This is a genomic window from Microbacterium sp., from assembly GCF_052102115.1.
GTDB lineage: Bacteria > Actinomycetota > Actinomycetes > Actinomycetales > Microbacteriaceae > Microbacterium.
Window position 1 is genome coordinate 13,189 of the sequence record NZ_JBQDVP010000003.1, and the last position, 15,730, is coordinate 28,918.

Annotated in this window: 17 protein-coding genes; 9 read left to right on the top strand and 8 right to left on the bottom strand. The window is 67.7% G+C overall.

Going from position 1 to position 15,730, the window contains the following annotated elements; genetic code table 11:
* Positions 1-284: 284 nt before the first annotated feature.
* The gene (locus tag ACTICP_RS01705) at positions 285-1,031 is read right to left on the bottom strand and encodes a M23 family metallopeptidase (protein ID WP_441888882.1); all 747 of its coding nucleotides are present in this window, start codon (positions 1,029-1,031) and stop codon (positions 285-287) included.
* A gap of 355 nt (positions 1,032-1,386) precedes the next feature.
* Positions 1,387-2,088 (bottom strand): metal-dependent transcriptional regulator, encoded by a 702-nt coding sequence (locus ACTICP_RS01710; protein ID WP_441888884.1) that lies wholly within the window; start codon positions 2,086-2,088, stop codon positions 1,387-1,389.
* 101 nt (positions 2,089-2,189) lie between these two features.
* Between ACTICP_RS01710 and serC the strand changes: the two genes are divergently transcribed.
* Positions 2,190-3,302 carry a phosphoserine transaminase gene (serC, locus tag ACTICP_RS01715; protein ID WP_441888886.1) on the top strand — a complete coding sequence of 371 codons (1,113 nt, stop codon included), beginning with the start codon at positions 2,190-2,192 and terminating at the stop codon, positions 3,300-3,302.
* A gap of 5 nt (positions 3,303-3,307) precedes the next feature.
* Here serC and ACTICP_RS01720 read toward each other — a convergent pair whose 3' ends face one another.
* A complete protein-coding gene (locus ACTICP_RS01720; RefSeq protein WP_441888888.1) occupies positions 3,308-3,871 on the bottom strand; it encodes a DUF3027 domain-containing protein in 564 nt (187 codons plus the stop codon).
* On the bottom strand, positions 3,855-4,235 hold the full coding sequence (locus tag ACTICP_RS01725; protein ID WP_441888890.1) for a cold-shock protein: 381 nt from the start codon (positions 4,233-4,235) through the stop codon (positions 3,855-3,857). Before ACTICP_RS01725 ends, ACTICP_RS01720 begins: the two co-directional genes overlap by 17 nt.
* 94 nt (positions 4,236-4,329) lie before the next feature.
* On the opposite strand from ACTICP_RS01725, the gene ACTICP_RS01730 reads away from it, so the two are divergent.
* The 6 genes from ACTICP_RS01730 to ACTICP_RS01755 all read left to right on the top strand — a co-directional run bounded on the left by ACTICP_RS01730 (position 4,330) and on the right by ACTICP_RS01755 (position 11,034).
* On the top strand, positions 4,330-4,605 hold the full coding sequence (locus tag ACTICP_RS01730) for a multidrug ABC transporter ATPase (RefSeq protein WP_441888892.1): 276 nt from the start codon (positions 4,330-4,332) through the stop codon (positions 4,603-4,605).
* 1 nt (position 4,606) lies between these two features.
* A complete protein-coding gene (locus ACTICP_RS01735; protein ID WP_441888894.1) occupies positions 4,607-6,391 on the top strand; it encodes a helicase-associated domain-containing protein in 1,785 nt (594 codons plus the stop codon).
* Between the two features lie 21 nt (positions 6,392-6,412).
* Entirely contained in the window at positions 6,413-8,065 is a 1,653-nt protein-coding gene (locus ACTICP_RS01740; protein WP_441888896.1) for a DNA repair helicase XPB, read from the top strand.
* Positions 8,066-8,209: 144 nt separating this feature from the next.
* On the top strand, positions 8,210-8,896 hold the full coding sequence (locus tag ACTICP_RS01745) for a response regulator transcription factor (protein WP_441888898.1): 687 nt from the start codon (positions 8,210-8,212) through the stop codon (positions 8,894-8,896).
* A gap of 18 nt (positions 8,897-8,914) precedes the next feature.
* Positions 8,915-10,624 (top strand): sensor histidine kinase, encoded by a 1,710-nt coding sequence (locus ACTICP_RS01750; protein WP_441888900.1) that lies wholly within the window; start codon positions 8,915-8,917, stop codon positions 10,622-10,624.
* A 122-nt stretch (positions 10,625-10,746) separates the two neighbouring features.
* Complete coding sequence (locus ACTICP_RS01755; protein WP_441888902.1) at positions 10,747-11,034, top strand: WXG100 family type VII secretion target; 288 nt, start codon at positions 10,747-10,749, stop codon at positions 11,032-11,034.
* A gap of 70 nt (positions 11,035-11,104) precedes the next feature.
* Here ACTICP_RS01755 and groL read toward each other — a convergent pair whose 3' ends face one another.
* From groL to ACTICP_RS01775, 4 genes are all read right to left on the bottom strand, one after another.
* The gene (groL, locus tag ACTICP_RS01760; protein ID WP_441888904.1) at positions 11,105-12,724 is read right to left on the bottom strand and encodes a chaperonin GroEL; all 1,620 of its coding nucleotides are present in this window, start codon (positions 12,722-12,724) and stop codon (positions 11,105-11,107) included.
* A 112-nt stretch (positions 12,725-12,836) separates the two neighbouring features.
* On the bottom strand, positions 12,837-13,412 hold the full coding sequence (locus tag ACTICP_RS01765) for a LytR C-terminal domain-containing protein (protein ID WP_441888906.1): 576 nt from the start codon (positions 13,410-13,412) through the stop codon (positions 12,837-12,839).
* 9 nt (positions 13,413-13,421) lie between these two features.
* Entirely contained in the window at positions 13,422-13,679 is a 258-nt protein-coding gene (locus ACTICP_RS01770; RefSeq protein WP_441888908.1) for a DUF3263 domain-containing protein, read from the bottom strand.
* A 9-nt stretch (positions 13,680-13,688) separates the two neighbouring features.
* Positions 13,689-14,681, bottom strand: a complete 993-nt coding sequence (locus ACTICP_RS01775) for a DUF2332 family protein (RefSeq protein ID WP_441888910.1) — start codon at positions 14,679-14,681, stop codon at positions 13,689-13,691.
* A 93-nt stretch (positions 14,682-14,774) separates the two neighbouring features.
* Here ACTICP_RS01775 and msrB point away from each other — a divergent pair, with 93 nt between their 5' ends.
* Both msrB and ACTICP_RS01785 read left to right on the top strand, forming a co-directional pair.
* Positions 14,775-15,185: a peptide-methionine (R)-S-oxide reductase MsrB gene (gene msrB / locus ACTICP_RS01780; protein WP_441888912.1), complete on the top strand. Its 411-nt coding sequence runs from the start codon at positions 14,775-14,777 to the stop codon at positions 15,183-15,185.
* Positions 15,182-15,727, top strand: a complete 546-nt coding sequence (locus ACTICP_RS01785) for a nitroreductase family protein (protein ID WP_441888914.1) — start codon at positions 15,182-15,184, stop codon at positions 15,725-15,727. The genes msrB and ACTICP_RS01785 overlap by 4 nt, the downstream gene beginning before the upstream one ends.
* The last annotated feature ends 3 nt before the right edge of the window (positions 15,728-15,730 follow it).

A 15,730-nucleotide genomic window follows, 5' to 3' on the forward strand; every position in this document is an offset into this window, starting at 1 on the left:
CTCGACTCACACGACGTCACATGGACGGAAACGACCCGCAGAAACGAAGAAAGACGCCGCCCTATGGGCGACGCCTTTGACACACGTCAAGCTCAGTGCATCCCTGCGGGCAATGCCGAAGGACGTAACGACCGAGGGCATCCATGGTGCGGATGCTCGGTATACGTTCCATCGGCTTCTCCCGTCCGTGCGACGACGGGTTCAGGCTAACCCATCCGGCCGACGTATCACGAAACGACCGGTGAACACTCCGGCGCGTGTCGCTCGCGGAGACGGGTGCCGGATCAGCCGGCGTTGGCGGCGAGCCACGCGTATGGCTCGAGAACGCTGCCGTTCACGTGCACCTCGAAGTGGAGGTGATTCGCCGTGGAGCTGCCGGTGCTGCCGACAGCTCCGATGAGCTGCCCGGCGGACACGGTCTCGCCGACCTCGACCTGGCGGGTTCCGTACGTCATGTGACCGTACGTCGTCGACACGCTCTGACCGCCGACGACGTGATCGATGATGATGCCGACCCCATACCCACCGAGGCTCTCCTGCGAATTGCGAACGACACCAGCGGCCGCCGCGTAGATCGGCGTCCCCGCCGGTGCAAGCATGTCGGCACCCTGGTGGCCGCCGCTGTCGGGCCCAACGGTGGTGCGGCCCTGCGTGTAGGAGCCCTGGGGAAGCGGGTACCGAACCTCGCCGGAACCGGGAGAGACCAGTGCGTAGTCGCCGACGTCGATGCCGCCACCACCAGTTGACTCGGGAACTGCGGCTGCCGCAGCGGCAGCGGCAGCGGCCGCCTTCTCAGCGGCCTCTTCTGCCTTCTTCTCCTCGATCTCCTCGGGCGTCGTCGCGGAGTAGGTCGAGCGGTCGAGCGGAGCTTTCGTGGCTGCGGACGCCACGACGAGGGACTGCGCGTCGTCTTCAGCCACCTGTTGCAGGGTCGCAGTGGCATCGACCGGCGTCGACGATGCGGCATAGGCGGGAAGGGCGACGGCTGCGACCAGGGCACCGACCGCACCGAAGATGGCGATGGATCGCATCGGCCGAATCATCTTGCGTGCCGCGTCGCGCGGCGCAATCGGTCGACGACGCTTCGGGGTCTGTTCAGATGTCGTGGTCGGTTCGATGTCTGCGGCCAAAGGTATTCCTCCTGCGCCTCGGCGCTCGGGTGCGCTGGCTCGTCGGCACTCTGCTTCTCGTGGCACTTGCTCGGGGCACTTTGTGCGATGTGACCGTGAGGACGACGAGCCGGTGAGGCAGCCTTCACGGGGTTCGCCACCAACGGGCTTCTTCGTCGGCGACCTGTCCGAGGTTACCGGAACATAACGATCCTGTCACCCTGACATGCTGGCAATCTTCCGAGAGCGGATGCTGTGGCATCTTCCGCCCGTCGAGTCAGGCCGCTTCCCCGACGAGAAAGACGTGCGATGCGAGCTCGACGGGCAGTTCCAGACCCTCGTCGGTGCCGTCCATCTGGATCAGCACGTAGCCCTCGTTGTAGCGATAGTTGCCGTGCGCGCCCGGCACGACGCCGGCCTCACGGAGCTGCTGCAGCAACTCCGGGTCGACCTGCGCGGGTTCGGCGAGACGGCGCACCGTGCCCTCGATCGGCTCACCGGCATCGTTCAGCTTCTGCACCAGACCCACGACGCCCTCGTCGAACATGCGGGCGGGCATGTCACCGAGCTGATCGAGGCCGGGGATCGGGTTGCCGTACGGCGACTCGGTCGGGTGACCGAGCAGTTCGACGAGGCGACGCTCGACCTGTTCGCTCATCACATGCTCCCAGCGGCAGGCCTCTTCATGCACGAACGCCCAGTCCAGACCGATCACGTCAGACAGCAGACGCTCGGCGAGCCGGTGCTTGCGCATCACGTCGACGGCCTTGCGACGCCCGGACTCGGTCAGCTCGAGCCTGCGGTCCTCAGAGACGACGACGAGGCCGTCGCGCTCCATCCGGCCGACCGTCTGCGAGACGGTGGGACCCGAGTGGCCGAGGCGCTCCGAAATGCGCGCGCGCAGCGGCACGATGTTCTCCTCCTCGAGTTCGAGGATGGTGCGGAGATACATCTCCGTCGTGTCGATCAAGTCGGTCATCTGGCCCTCCGGGGTCTCTTAGGCAAGCCTACATTCCCCCACCGACATCGGCGGTGGTCACAGTGCGAAGGACAGCGCGGGCGCGCCCCTAGAATCGACCCATGGCGATCGAGATTCCCCGTGACCTCCTGCCCATCGACGGCCGCTTCGGCTGCGGCCCATCGAAGGTGCGCCCGGCGCAGCTGGAGGCGCTGGTCACCGCTGGCGCCAGCATCCTGGGCACGTCGCACCGTCAGGCTCCCGTGAAGAACCTCGTCGGCAGCGTCCGCGACCGGCTCGCGACGCTGCTCCGCATTCCCGAGGGCTACGAGATCCTGGTCGGCAACGGCGGGTCGACGGCGTTCTGGGATGCTGCGGCCTTCGGTCTCATCGAACGTCGCAGCCAGAACCTCACCTTCGGCGAGTTCGGCGGCAAGTTCGCCAAGGCGGCCGGCGCCCCGTGGCTCGAGGCCCCCGATGTGCGCACGGCGGAGCCCGGCTCACTCACCGCTCCCGAGATCGTCGAGGGCATCGATGTCTACGCGTGGCCGCACAACGAGACCTCGACCGGTGTGGCGGCTCCCGTGCAGCGCGTCGCCGCAGACGGTGCTCTGACCGTGATCGACGCGACCAGCGCCGCCGGCGGCATCGACTTCGACGTCACGCAGGCCGACGTCTACTACTTCGCACCGCAGAAGAACCTCGGGTCCGACGGCGGATTGTGGTTCGCCGCCGCATCGCCGGCGGCCATCGAACGGATCGAACGGATCGCGGCATCCGATCGGTACATCCCGGAGTTCCTCAGCCTGAAGAACGCGGTCGACAACTCGCGTCTGAACCAGACGCTGAACACGCCCGCCCTCGCCACGCTCCACCTGCTGGACACCCAGCTGCAGTGGATCAACGACAACGGCGGACTCGCCTGGGCCGGAGCGCGCACGGCGGAGTCATCGCAGGCACTGTATGACTGGGCCGAAGCATCCGACATCGCGGCCCCGTTCGTCGCGGAGCCGTCGCACCGGTCCCCCGTCGTCGTCACGATCGACTTCGACGAGAGCATCGACGCCGCTGGCATCGCCAAGACGCTGCGCGCCAACGGCATCGTCGACACCGAGCCGTACCGCAAGCTCGGCCGCAATCAGCTGCGCATCGCGACGTTCGTCTCGATCGAGCCCGACGACGTGCGCCAGCTCATCCGCTCGATCGACTACGTGCTGGAGAACACCGGAGCCTGAGCGGGTTACTCGTCCTCGTCCTCGTCAGGATCTTCGGCGGAATCGTCGAGCTCATCGATGTCGACCCCGTCGAGATCGCCGGCGTGCAGCACGCGCGAGTCGGCGAGTTCGCCGTCCTCGAGGTCATCATCGTCGAGGTCGTCCTCGTCAGCATCGGATGCTTCATCGTCGGATGCCCCGGACGACTCGCCGTCCCCGCCCTCGGCAGCAACGGCCGCGGCCTGCTCGGCGAGTTCGGCCTGGTGCGCCCGGTACTCGGCGAGCCGTTCAGCCCACGGCACCCAGTCGGGAGCGAGCAGCGCCCCCTCGTTCGGCAGCAACTCGACCTCAAGCACGGTGGGCTCGGCGTCCTCGACCCGCGCGACAGTGACGGTCCAGTACCAGCCGGGGTAGCCCGCGAGGCGATTCTCGAAGCGCAGCGACACCGAGCCATCGTCTTCGGCGATGTACCCGGCGGCTGGTCCGATCGTGGAGGCAGGCGTGATCTCCTGCAGAGCGGCGAGCGCGAGGTCGTGCGCGCCGGTCAGGCGATCATCGGCTTCCGCCGGTGGCTCAGGCGTCGAGGTCATCGGCCACCTTGCGGAGGACGGCAGCGATCTTGCGGCCGTGACTGCTGGAGGGGTAACGTCCGCGGCGCAGGTCGCCGCCGATGCCATCGAGGAGCTTCACGAGGTCTTCGATGATCACCGCCATGTCGTCGGCAGACTTGCGCTTGCTCTTCGCAAGACTGACGGGCGCCTCGAGCACGCGCACGGAGAGCGCCTGCAGTCCGCGCTTTCCGTCGGCGACGCCGAACTCCACGCGCGAACCGGACTTGACCGCGGCGCCTTCGGGCAGGGAAGAGGCGTGCAGGAAGACGTCCTGGCCGTCATCGCTGGCGATGAAGCCGAACCCCTTCTCGTCGTCGTAGAACCTGACCTTGCCGGTGGGCATGGAGAACCTCGCTGTGTGATGGTGCCGAAATGCGGGCGCGCTCGTGCGCCGACTCCCCCAGCTTAGCGGTGTTCCAGGGGCTAGGCTGAGACGGATGAGCACGCAGAATCCCGGACCAGAGGCGCCGGTCGGTCAATGGGACCGCATCCTCGCGTTCACCGCGCTGACCCTCGCCGCGCTCTCGGTCGCCTGCTTCTTCGCGATCATCATCGGCAGCGCGACCGGAATGAACCAGGATGCCTTCGCCGATGGCGTCTGGCCCATCGTCGCGGCGGTCCCGATGTGGGGCCTGCCCGCCGCATTCGTCATGATCATCGCCCTGCTCGTGATGAGTTTCGTGCGAAAGGGGCGCGCCGCGAAGCGCCCGTGACATGAGCACGCACGCCCGTCCGCTCGCCATGTGGCTGGCCGCCGCCTCCGACGCGGAGCTCGCCGAGCTCTTCGACGCGCGCGGCGTGCGCCAGGACGTCGCCTGGGCAGACTTCTTCGATGCCGCCGATGCCCTGCTCGACCCGGCATCCATCGATCGGATGCTGCCACGCCTGCCCCTGCCCGAGGCGACGGCCCTGTTGCGGGCGGCCGACACCGACGATCCCGGAGCGAGGACGGGCGCCGAACAGCGAGCCGCGGTCGAAACCCTGATCGCTCTGGCGCTGCTGCGCCCGGACGGCACGCCCGTACCCCCGGTCGCGGAGGCCGTCGCAACGCGCCCCGCACCCGCCTCCGCGGAGGGCAGCGAGAACGTCGATGACGTCGAGGTCTCCGCGGCGCGCCCTCAGGCTGCGGCGCGGGCGGCCGAGCGCGCCTTCACCAGCGTCGCCGCCATCGCCGACCTCGTGCTCCTCGCCGCAGAATCCCCCCTCGCGCTGCTGACCGGAGGCCGCCTCGCCGCCGGCGAGAAGCGTCGCATCGCCGAACTGGGAACCCCGGCCGAGCTCCTCGACGACCTGGCGGCGATCGCCGCAGACGCCGGCCTTCTCGCGCCGATCGACCGACGGCTGCACGCCACCGCTTCCGGGGCCGCCTGGCTGCGACTGTCCGCATCCGCTCGGTGGATCGCGCTCGTCGAGGCGTTCCGCGACGCACTCCCGCGCGGTCTGCGGACCGCCACGGGAGGGTGGCTGCCGGTGCCGCGCTGGCCGTACCAGTACCCCTGGGACCCGGCCTGGCACCAGCGGAGCGCCGCGATCCGCGCCAAGGCCGAGCTGCTGGGCCTGATCGCACACGACGAGGCAGAATACGACGGTGCCGAACACGACGACTCCGAGCCGGAGTGGGCGGTCCCGCTGCGACGCGGCGACGCCGCTGACGCCGGGGCCCTGGCCCAGCTGCTGCCTGCCGAGGTCGACCGGATCTTCCTGCAGAACGATCTGACAGCGATCGCTCCCGGCCACCTCGAGCCCGCATTGGATGTGCGCTTGCGCGGCATCGCCACCCGGGAGTCGGCCGCCCAGGCATCCTCGTATCGCTTCACGGCGGACTCGATCGCACACGCGCTCAGCTCGGGCGAGACGGCGGCGTCCATCCTCGACTTCCTCGGCGAGATATCGCTGACCGGCATCCCCCAGCCGCTCGAGTACCTCGTCATGCAGACCGGTCAGCGCCACGGGCTGGTGCGCGTGTTCGCAGATGCTGACTCGGGCCGCACCCGCGTGACGAGCGCAGATTCCACGCTGCTCGATGCGATGGCTGTCGACCAGTCGCTGCGCCCGCTCGCTCTGACTCGGGATGCCGCGGGCCTGAGCTCCCGGGTCGGCCGAGACACCGTGTATTGGACGCTGGCCGATGCCCGCTACCCCGCCATGATCGTCGGATCGGACGGGCAGCCGCTCGTCGTCGACCGGAATCCGGCTCCCCCATCTGCCCCGACGGCCGCGCCCGACCACGGCCCACTGATCGCCCGCCTTCGCGCGCAGCAGGGTCCAGATGCGGACGCCGCCTGGCTCGACCGCGAGCTTGAAGCGGCTGTGCGCTCGAAAGCCGTGCTGACCGTGGAGATCCTCATGCCGGACGGCACGGTGCGCGAGCTCCAGCTCGAGGCGAGCGGCCTGGGCGGCGGGCGCCTGCGCGGGAGGGACCGCGCCGCCGACGTCGAGCGCACCCTGCCGGTCAAGAGCATCCGATCCGCCCGGGTGATCGACCCGTCCGCCGCGTAGGCGGCGCTAGACTGGACCGCTATGTCTGATGGCCCCCTGATCGTCCAGAGCGACCGCACCGTTCTTCTCGAAGTCGCGCACGCGGACGCCGAGACCGCCCGCCACGAGCTGGCGATCTTCGCCGAACTCGAACGCGCGCCCGAACACATCCACACCTACCGGATCACCCGGCTGGGGCTGTGGAACGCCCGTGCGGCCGGGCACACCGCCGATGACATGCTCGAGGTCCTCGACCGCTGGTCACGGTTCCCCGTGCCGCCGTCCGTCTCGGTCGATCTGCGCGAGACGGTCGATCGCTACGGGCGCCTGGTCATCGAGCGCGACGACGAGGGCCTGCTGATCCTGCGATCGACCGACCCGGCCGTACTCACACAGGTCGCGAACAACAAGCGCATCCAACCGCTGCTCATCGGTCGTCCGAACCCCGACACCTACGTCATCGACGCCTGGGCACGCGGCCAGATCAAACAGGAACTGCTGAAGATCGGTTGGCCGGCCGAGGACCTCGCCGGCTACACGCCTGGCACCCCGCACGAGATCGAACTCGCCGAGGACGGCTGGCACATCCGCCCCTACCAGCAGGATGCCGTCGATGCGTTCTCGCACGATGGCTCCGGCGTGGTGGTGCTCCCCTGCGGTGCCGGCAAGACGATCGTCGGCGCCGGGGCGATGGCTGCGACCAAGACGACCACGCTGATCCTGGTCACCAACACCGTCTCGGCCCGCCAGTGGCGCGACGAGCTGCTCAAGCGCACCTCGCTCACCGCCGAGGAGATCGGCGAGTACTCGGGTCAGTCCAAAGAGGTCAAGCCGGTCACGATCGCGACCTACCAGATTCTGACGGCCAAGCGGAAGGGCGAGTACGCGCACCTCGCGCTGCTGGATGCTCTGGACTGGGGCCTCATCATCTACGACGAGGTGCATCTGCTGCCCGCCCCCGTCTTCAAGCTCACCGCCGACCTGCAGGCCCGGCGCCGCATCGGCCTCACCGCAACGCTGGTGCGCGAGGATGGCCGTGAGGGCGATGTGTTCAGCCTCATCGGTCCCAAGCGGTTCGATGCGCCGTGGAAGCAGATCGAAGCGCAGGGGTTCATCTCTCCCGCCGCCTGCTTCGAGGTCCGCGTCGACCTGCCCGCCGACGATCGGCTGGAGTACGCCGCAGCGACCGATGACGACCGGTATCGTCTGGCAGCATCCGCCCCGGCCAAGATCGCGGCCGTGCGAGAACTGATCGCCAAGCATCCCGGCGAGCGCATCCTCGTCATCGGGCAGTACCTCGACCAGCTCGACACCCTTTCCGAAGCGCTGGATGCTCCGCAGATCACCGGCGCCACGCCGGTCGACGAGCGCGAGGAGCTGTACCAGCAGTTCCGCGAGGGGGAGATCGAACTGCTCGTCGTCTCGAAGGTGGCGAACTTCTCGATCGACCTGCCCGAGGCATCCGTCGCGATCCAGGTGTCGGGTTCATTCGGATCTCGGCAGGAGGAGGCGCAGCGTCTCGGGCGCCTGCTGCGACCGAAGGAGTCCGGTCACACGGCGAGTTTCTACACACTCATCGCCCGCGACACGGTCGATCAGGACTACGCGCAGAACCGGCAGCGGTTCCTCGCAGAACAGGGCTACAGCTACACGATCCTTGATGCGGATGCGCTCACGGCGGCGCAGCCGACTTGAGCGCATCGCGCATCAAGGTTGAGCGAGCGCAGCGAGTCGAAACCTCACCAGACGCCCTCGCTGCGGCGTGATCGAAACGGCCGCATTCCGGGCGCTCCGACAGACAATCAGCCACCGCATGGCTGAAGTCACCATAATGGGGACATGAGCGATGCACGCATCCTGGTCGTCGACGACGAGCCGAACATCCGCGATCTGCTGTCCACCGGTCTGAGTTTCGGTGGGTATCAGGTCAAGACCGTCTCGAACGGCGCCGCCACCATCTCCGCTGTGCTCGAGGAGGAACCAGACCTCATCATCCTCGATGTCATGCTGCCCGATATGAACGGATTCAGCGTCACCAAGCGCCTGCGCGGTGCAGGTTTCACGGCGCCGATCCTGTTCCTGACGGCGAAGGATGACACGCAGGACAAGATCGAGGGGCTGAACGCCGGCGGTGACGATTACGTCACCAAACCCTTCGCCCTCGACGAGATCGTCGCGCGGGTGCAGGCGATCCTGCGTCGCACGATGCAGGCCGACGAGGAGTCGATCATCCGGGCCGGTGAGCTGTCGATGGACCAGGACACGCACGATGTGTTCGTCGGCAAAGAGCAGATCGAGTTGAGCCCGACCGAGTTCAAGCTGTTGCGCTACCTGATGCTGAACCCGAACCGGGTGCTCTCGAAGGCGCAGATCCTCGACCATGTCTGGGAGTACGACTTCAACGGCGACGCGGGCATCGTCGAGAGCTACATCTCGTATCTGCGGCGAAAGATCGACCCGTTCACCGAAGAATCCGTCATCCAGACCAAGCGCGGCTTCGGCTACATGCTGAAGGTGGGAAAGTAGCCCGCGAAGGGAGCGGGCATGGCACAGAAGCCTGACGCGGTCACCGGCTGGTGGCGACGCATCAGCCTGCGCGCCAAGGTCACCGGCGTCACCGTGGCCGTGCTCGCGCTCGGGCTCGTCGTCACCGGAGTGGGTACGGTTCCGCTGCTGCGCAGCTCGCTGATCCAGAACATCGAGACGCAGCTCCCCTCGCTCGCCGTGAGCGACCTGGTCAGCCGCTGGTTCGACGTCGAGGTGGTCGACGGGGCGCAGCGGCTCACGCCTTCTGAAAACATCCCACGCTCGGCGGACTACAACTTCGCCGTATATGCCGCAGACGGCACATTCCTCGGACAGGCAGGAGGAGCGACCGGAGAGTCCGCACCCGCGTTCCCCTCGACCATGCCGCTGGACCAGGCGCATGCGCTGGACGGTCAGATCATTCCGCTGCGCAGCGCCGACGGCCACGACTTCCGCGGCACAGTCGGAGTTGTCCCCGGTGACGACGGCAGCACGCTCTACGTGCAGTACGTCGCTCTCCCTCTCGCCGAGGCTGACAGCATCATCGGGCAGTACTTCGGTGTCTACATCACCGTCGCCCTGGTGACTCTGCTGATCGCCGCCCTGCTCATCCGCGGGCTCGTGACACTGACGTTCCGCCGCCTCGGACAGGTCGAATCGGCCGCCATGCTCATCGCATCCGGCGATTTCAGCCAGCGCCTCACCGACCTCGAACCCAGCACCGAGGTGGGCCGTCTCAACTTCGCCATCAACACCATGCTCGAGCGCATCGACAAGTCCCTCGCGCAGCGTGATCGCACCGTGCAGCACATGCGCCGGTTCATCGGCGACGCCAGCCACGAGCTGCGCACTCCCCTGGTCAGCGTCCGCGGATACGCCGAGCTGTATCGCATGGGCGCCATCCGAGGTGAGGAAGACACCGCCCGCGCCATGGAGCGCATCGAGAAAGAAGCGATCCGGATGGGCGTCCTCGTCGAGGATCTGCTGGACCTGGCGCGCCTCGACGAGGAGCCCGAGGTGCAGGTCGACCCTCTCGATCTGCGACCGCTCGCCCGTGATGCCGCTCTCGATGTTCGTGCCGCTGCCCCCGGGCGAAGGATCACGGTGATCGATCGGACGGCGGATGCCGCATCCGACACGCTGGTGCGTCCCCTCCCTGCGCTTCCGAAGGCGGACCCGCCAGCCCCGAAGCCGCGTACCGGCCCACTGTCACGGCTGCGGCGCCGACCGCGCACGAACGAACGAGCGATGCCGCAGATCGACTTCAGCGAGGCCCAGGACGTCCCGGTGCGCACACCTCCGATCGTCCTCGGCGAGGAGAACAAGGTGCGCCAGGTCGTCGCGAACCTGCTCGGCAATGCCCGGCGGTTCTCGTCGGAGGACGTTCCGATCGAGATCGTCGTCGACTCGGATCGAATGGCGGGAACAGCCAGCATCGCGATCGTCGATCACGGCGATGGTATTCCCCCGCAGATCCGCGAGCAGATCTTCGAGCGGTTCTGGCGGGCCGATACCTCACGTGCCAGAGAAACGGGCGGTTCCGGTCTCGGGCTCGCCATCGTGGCATCCATCGTCTCGGCGCTGAACGGTCAGGTGCACGTCGACGAGACGCCCGGCGGCGGCGCGACCTTCACGGTGACGCTGCCGCTCGCACCGGCACAGGCGACGCCCGAGCATCTGCTGGAGGACACCCAGCCGCTCGACCGTCTGGACCTGGACGACATCTGAGTCTTCGTGGACTCGTCCTGCACAGCGCGCTGCCGGGGCGGATCATCCACCGATCGTGGTTTCAGGCGCCTGGGGCCGGGCGGCGCTCTTCTAGCCTGTGAACTCCGACGAGAGGAGTTCCCATGTCCGTATACACCGTCGACACCGAGGCGGTCTTCGCCGCCAACGGTGCGACCAGAGCCACGATCGAGCGGCTGCGCAGCGAATCACAGGCGCTGAAGGCACAGCTGACGCAGCTGCAGTCGTCCTGGACCGGCGCCGCATCCGTGGCGTTCCAGGGCTGCAGCGACCAGTGGGCCGCAGCCCAGCTGCATGTCGAACAGGTGCTGGACTCGATCGGCAATGCGCTCGGCTCTGCCGCGACGCAGTATTCGGATGCCGACCAGTACTCTGCGAGCCTGTTCCGCTGACCCCCCGCATCGGAACGCAGAAACGCCCCGGCCGAGGCCGGGGCGTTTCTGTTGGGGATCTGAGTTCGACTCAGAAGTCCATGCCACCCGTGGGGTCGCCGGCCGGAGCCGGGTTCTTCTCGGGCTTGTCGGCGACGACGGCCTCAGTGGTGAGGAAGAGACCCGCGATCGAGCCGGCGTTCTGCAGCGCGGAGCGCGTCACCTTTGCCGGGTCGATAATGCCAGCGCCGAACATGTCGACGTACTCGCCGGTCGCAGCGTTCAGGCCCTGTCCGCCCGGGAGCTCGGAGACCTTGGCAGCGACCACACCCGGCTCCAGGCCGGCGTTGAGGGCGATCTGCTTCAGCGGAGCTTCGATGGCGACGCGGACGATGTTCGCGCCCGTTGCCTCGTCGCCCTCGAGCACGAGAGCGTCGAGCGCCGTCTTGCCGGACTGGATGAGCGCGACGCCACCACCGGCGACGATGCCCTCCTCGACGGCTGCCTTCGCGTTGCGGACGGCGTCCTCGATGCGGTGCTTTCGCTCCTTGAGCTCGACCTCGGTCGCTGCCCCCGCCTTGATGACGGCGACGCCGCCGGCGAGCTTGGCCAGACGCTCCTGGAGCTTCTCGCGGTCGTAGTCGCTGTCGGTGTTCTCGATCTCGCGGCGGATCTGGGTCACGCGACCCTCGATCTGCTCGCCCTCGCCGGCACCTTCGACGATGGTCGTCTCATCCTTGGTGATGATGACCTTGCGGGCACGGCCCAGAAGGTCGAGCGTGGTGTTCTCGAGCTTGAGACCGACCTCTTCGGTGATGACCTGACCACCGGTGAGGATCGCGATGTCCTGCAGCTGCGCCTTGCGACGGTCGCCGAAGCCGGGGGCCTTGACGGCAGCCGACTTGAAGATGCCGCGGATCTTGTTCAGCACCAGGGTCGCGAGCGCTTCGCCCTCGACGTCCTCGGCGATGATGACGAGCTCCTTGCCGTCCTGGATCACCTTGTCGACGACCGGGAGAAGATCCTTGATGTTCGAGATCTTCGAGTTCGCGATGAGGATGTAGGGTTCCTCGAACACGGCCTCCTGACGGTCTGCATCCGTGACGAAGTACGGGTTCAGGTAGCCCTTGTCGAAGCGCATGCCCTCGGTGAGCTCGAGCTCGGTGCCGAAGGTCTGCGACTCCTCGACGGTGACGACGCCTTCCTTGCCGACCTTGTCGATGGCCTCGGCGATGAGCTCGCCGATCTCGGTGTCAGCGGCGGAGATCGATGCGGTGGCCGCGATCTGCTCCTTGGAGTCGATGTCCTTGGCGCTGGCGAGCAGCTCGTCGGTGATGGCCGTGACAGCCTTCTCGATGCCGCGCTTGAGCGAGATCGGGTCTGCACCGGCTGCGACGTTGCGCAGGCCCTCGCGGACGAGCGCCTGAGCGAGGACGGTCGCGGTGGTGGTTCCGTCACCGGCGACGTCGTCGGTCTTCTTGGCGACCTCCTTGACGAGCTCCGCGCCGATCTTCTCGTACGGGTCGTCCAGCTCGATCTCCTTGGCGATCGAAACACCGTCGTTCGTGATCGTGGGGGCGCCCCACTTCTTCTCGAGCACGACGTTGCGACCGCGCGGGCCGAGGGTCACCTTGACGGCGTCGGCGAGGATGTTCAGGCCGCGCTCGAGGCTGCGGCGAGCCTCCTCATCGAAAGCGATGATCTTTGCCATGAGTTTTGTCGTCCCTCCTGGACGTAGACGTTCTGATTAGCACTCACAGTACGAGAGTGCTAATGCCCATTCTGGCACTCGACCCCCTCGAGTGCAAGCCACCGGGCGAGGTCTATTCCGCGGGAGTCTCTTCGGGCTCCGGCTGCGTGCTCGCGTCGTCGAGACCGATGACGACGACGAGCTGCTTCTGCTCGGGATCGTTCGGATTCGCATAGAAATCGCTCTGCTCGACATGCGCCCCGCCGATGAGGTCGGCCATCCCGATCGCGGCGAGCTCATCGGCCTCTGCGACGTAGTAGACGGTTGTCTCAGCGAAGTCCTGCTGACCGGCGGGGCCGTAACTGATCAGGTCATCGGGCCACTGCGCGTTGATCAGCGTCTCGCGCAGCTGGTCATCGAGCCCTTCTTCCGGAGTGGCGTTGAGGATCAGCACCGAATACGAGGTGTCGACGACTCCCGTGGGCTCCGGGGTCGGCGCGGTCGTATCATCCGCGGCGGGGAACAGTGTGATCCGCCCCATCATCACCAGGGCGACAAAGATGCCGACGACGATCAGCACGAGCGCCGCGACGAACGACCACAGCAGAACGACCCAGCCGTTCATCCCCGGGGCTTCGGCGCGATGCGCTCCCACCCGCCCGGAGGTACGGGGGACGTCGTCGAATCGGTCTTTGACGGGCTGGGACACGCGTCGATGTTACCCGGCGAACCCGCGCATCCGCGCAACGCGCTGATCGACGCGGCGCTCACGCAGTCGCCGCAAGCGTCTCACGAGCAGCGGATCGTGCTCGAGCGCCTGCTCGGTGTCGATCAGCCGTGCCAGCAGCTGGTAATACCGTGCGGGGCTCATTCCGAGGGTGCTGCGGATGGCCTCTTCCTTGGCTCCGCCGTGGCGCGGCCAGGCCGTCTCCAGGGCGAGGATCGCGCGATCGCGATCGGTGAGGTCTCCGAGCATGCGTCCAGATTAGGCGTGCTCGGGCCGAGCGGCGGCGCGCCACTCCCACCAGCTGCCCAATGGATCGGCGGCGGCGCGCACATCGCCGTCCAGTGCCACGACGAACCCCGGCCAGGAATCGGCATCCACCGGCGGATGCCACGCATCGTGCAACTGCGGCGCGTCGATCGTGAGCCAACGTGCCGGCAGGCTGCCCACGCGTTCGATCAGCGTCTGTCGCTCGACGCGCGGAATGTGAGCGAGCACGCCGGGCGTCGAGATCACCAGCGTCGCGTCCGACGGAGCGGATGCCGCAACGGCTGCGACTTCGAGGACGGCATCGCCGCGCACCATCAGCGGCGGATCGGCGGCGACGACGTCCAGCGCCGCGGTGATCAGCTCCTCCCGCCCGGTCTCGCCGGGCCACACCAGCGTGCGCAGCCAGGCCCGGTCCGACCGGTCGCGGGCATCCAGCGGAGCGAGGTCGATGCCCGCCCGCCAGACGATCTCGGGCATCCGCAGATCTGGCATCCGGCCGCGCACCCGACTGGTGAGCGCCACCGGCGACGGTCCGTCCACGGGGTCCAGCGCAGCTCGCAGCATCCCGTCCGCATCGACGTATCGGTAGGAGTACCGGTCGGGATAGAGGCAGAGACCGGCAGATGCCCCGAGCTCGAGCAGCGCGATCGGCCCGTCGATCTCGCTGAGCACGGGTAGGAGCGGGGCCAGACGCAGCGGCTCGTTGGTCTGGATGCTGCGCGCAGCGCACTCCTCGACGACCGCATCCGCGTTGTCCAGCACGAAACGCCGCCAGTTCGCGTATCCGGTCAGCGGCACGCCCAGCATCCGTGTGACGGCGAAAACCAGCGGCGGCTGCCGGTGCGTCTCGGGGATGCGCGCGAGAACGCGTCGGACGTCCGGATCGCTGGCGGCACCGCCCGCCCAGTCCTGGTACAGCGCTGAGCGCCCCGGCGCCTCATCTCGGGCGAACCGCTCATAACGCTCGCGCAGGGCATCGGTCATACCTCATTGTCGCCTCTCGTCACGATGACCCCGACGCCCTGCGCACGGTGGACAATGGAAGAAGACGTCGCACGACACCGCCCAGGAGGCCTGATGGACTACAGCGTGAAGAAGACAGACGCCGAGTGGCGCGAAGAGCTCGGCGATGAGCAGTACGCCGTGCTGCGCGAGGCCGCGACCGAGCGGGCCTGGACCGGGGAACTTCTCGACGAGGCGCGTGCCGGGCTGTACACCTGCGGCGCGTGCGGCACCGAGCTGTTCCAGAGCGGCACGAAGTTCGATTCGGGCTGCGGCTGGCCGAGCTTCTACGAGTCGATCCGTCCCGACGCCGTCGAGCTGATCGAAGACAACACACTCGGCATGCAGCGCACCGAGGTCCGCTGCGCGAACTGCGGCTCGCACCTCGGCCATGTATTCCCTGATGGCTTCGGCACCCCCACCGGCGACCGGTACTGCATGAACTCGCTCTCGCTGAATTTCACCCCCGAAGCCCCAGGGGCGTGAGCGCCTACGACGCCGCGCTCGCGCGGAGGTCGTGGTCCAAGGTCACCGACGAGGCGCCGACCCGCGAAGAGCTGCTGCCGCTCGTCGCCGCCGCCGGACGCGTCGCCGATCACTCATCGTTGCGCCCATGGCGACTCATCGAGCTCCGCGGCGAAGATCGACAGCGCCTGGGGAAGGCCATCGCGAAGGCAGAGGGCGACAAGCATCCCTCGTCCAAGCCGCTGCGTGCGTCGCTGCTGATCGCGGCGGTGGCGAGCTTCCGCAAGAGCTCGAAGGTGCCGCGCTGGGAGCAGGAGGCGGTCGCCTCCGGCGTCGCGCACACCCTGAGCCTGCTGCTCGACGAGGCCGGCTGGGGCGTCATCTGGCGCACCGGCGGAGCCACCCGGTCGAAGGCCGTCGCCAAGGCGCACGGTCTGAAGCGGAACGAAGAGCTGCTCGGCTGGCTGTACGTGGGCGGCAAGCCTGCCCAGAAGCGCCCGGGGCGCCGCAAGACGGTGGATGCCGAGGCGCTGCTGACCCGGATGCCGTCGAAGAAGCGTTAGCGC

Coding starts and splice junctions, on each gene's coding strand:
- ACTICP_RS01705 (WP_441888882.1), bottom strand. CDS start 1,031: ATGCGATCCATCGCCATCTTCGGTGCGGTCGGTGCCCTGGTCGCAGCC.
- ACTICP_RS01710 (WP_441888884.1), bottom strand. CDS start 2,088: ATGACCGACTTGATCGACACGACGGAGATGTATCTCCGCACCATCCTC.
- serC (WP_441888886.1), top strand. CDS start 2,190: ATGGCGATCGAGATTCCCCGTGACCTCCTGCCCATCGACGGCCGCTTC.
- ACTICP_RS01720 (WP_441888888.1), bottom strand. CDS start 3,871: ATGACCTCGACGCCTGAGCCACCGGCGGAAGCCGATGATCGCCTGACC.
- ACTICP_RS01725 (WP_441888890.1), bottom strand. CDS start 4,235: ATGCCCACCGGCAAGGTCAGGTTCTACGACGACGAGAAGGGGTTCGGC.
- ACTICP_RS01730 (WP_441888892.1), top strand. CDS start 4,330: ATGAGCACGCAGAATCCCGGACCAGAGGCGCCGGTCGGTCAATGGGAC.
- ACTICP_RS01735 (WP_441888894.1), top strand. CDS start 4,607: ATGAGCACGCACGCCCGTCCGCTCGCCATGTGGCTGGCCGCCGCCTCC.
- ACTICP_RS01740 (WP_441888896.1), top strand. CDS start 6,413: ATGTCTGATGGCCCCCTGATCGTCCAGAGCGACCGCACCGTTCTTCTC.
- ACTICP_RS01745 (WP_441888898.1), top strand. CDS start 8,210: ATGAGCGATGCACGCATCCTGGTCGTCGACGACGAGCCGAACATCCGC.
- ACTICP_RS01750 (WP_441888900.1), top strand. CDS start 8,915: ATGGCACAGAAGCCTGACGCGGTCACCGGCTGGTGGCGACGCATCAGC.
- ACTICP_RS01755 (WP_441888902.1), top strand. CDS start 10,747: ATGTCCGTATACACCGTCGACACCGAGGCGGTCTTCGCCGCCAACGGT.
- groL (WP_441888904.1), bottom strand. CDS start 12,724: ATGGCAAAGATCATCGCTTTCGATGAGGAGGCTCGCCGCAGCCTCGAG.
- ACTICP_RS01770 (WP_441888908.1), bottom strand. CDS start 13,679: ATGCTCGGAGACCTCACCGATCGCGATCGCGCGATCCTCGCCCTGGAG.
- ACTICP_RS01775 (WP_441888910.1), bottom strand. CDS start 14,681: ATGACCGATGCCCTGCGCGAGCGTTATGAGCGGTTCGCCCGAGATGAG.
- msrB (WP_441888912.1), top strand. CDS start 14,775: ATGGACTACAGCGTGAAGAAGACAGACGCCGAGTGGCGCGAAGAGCTC.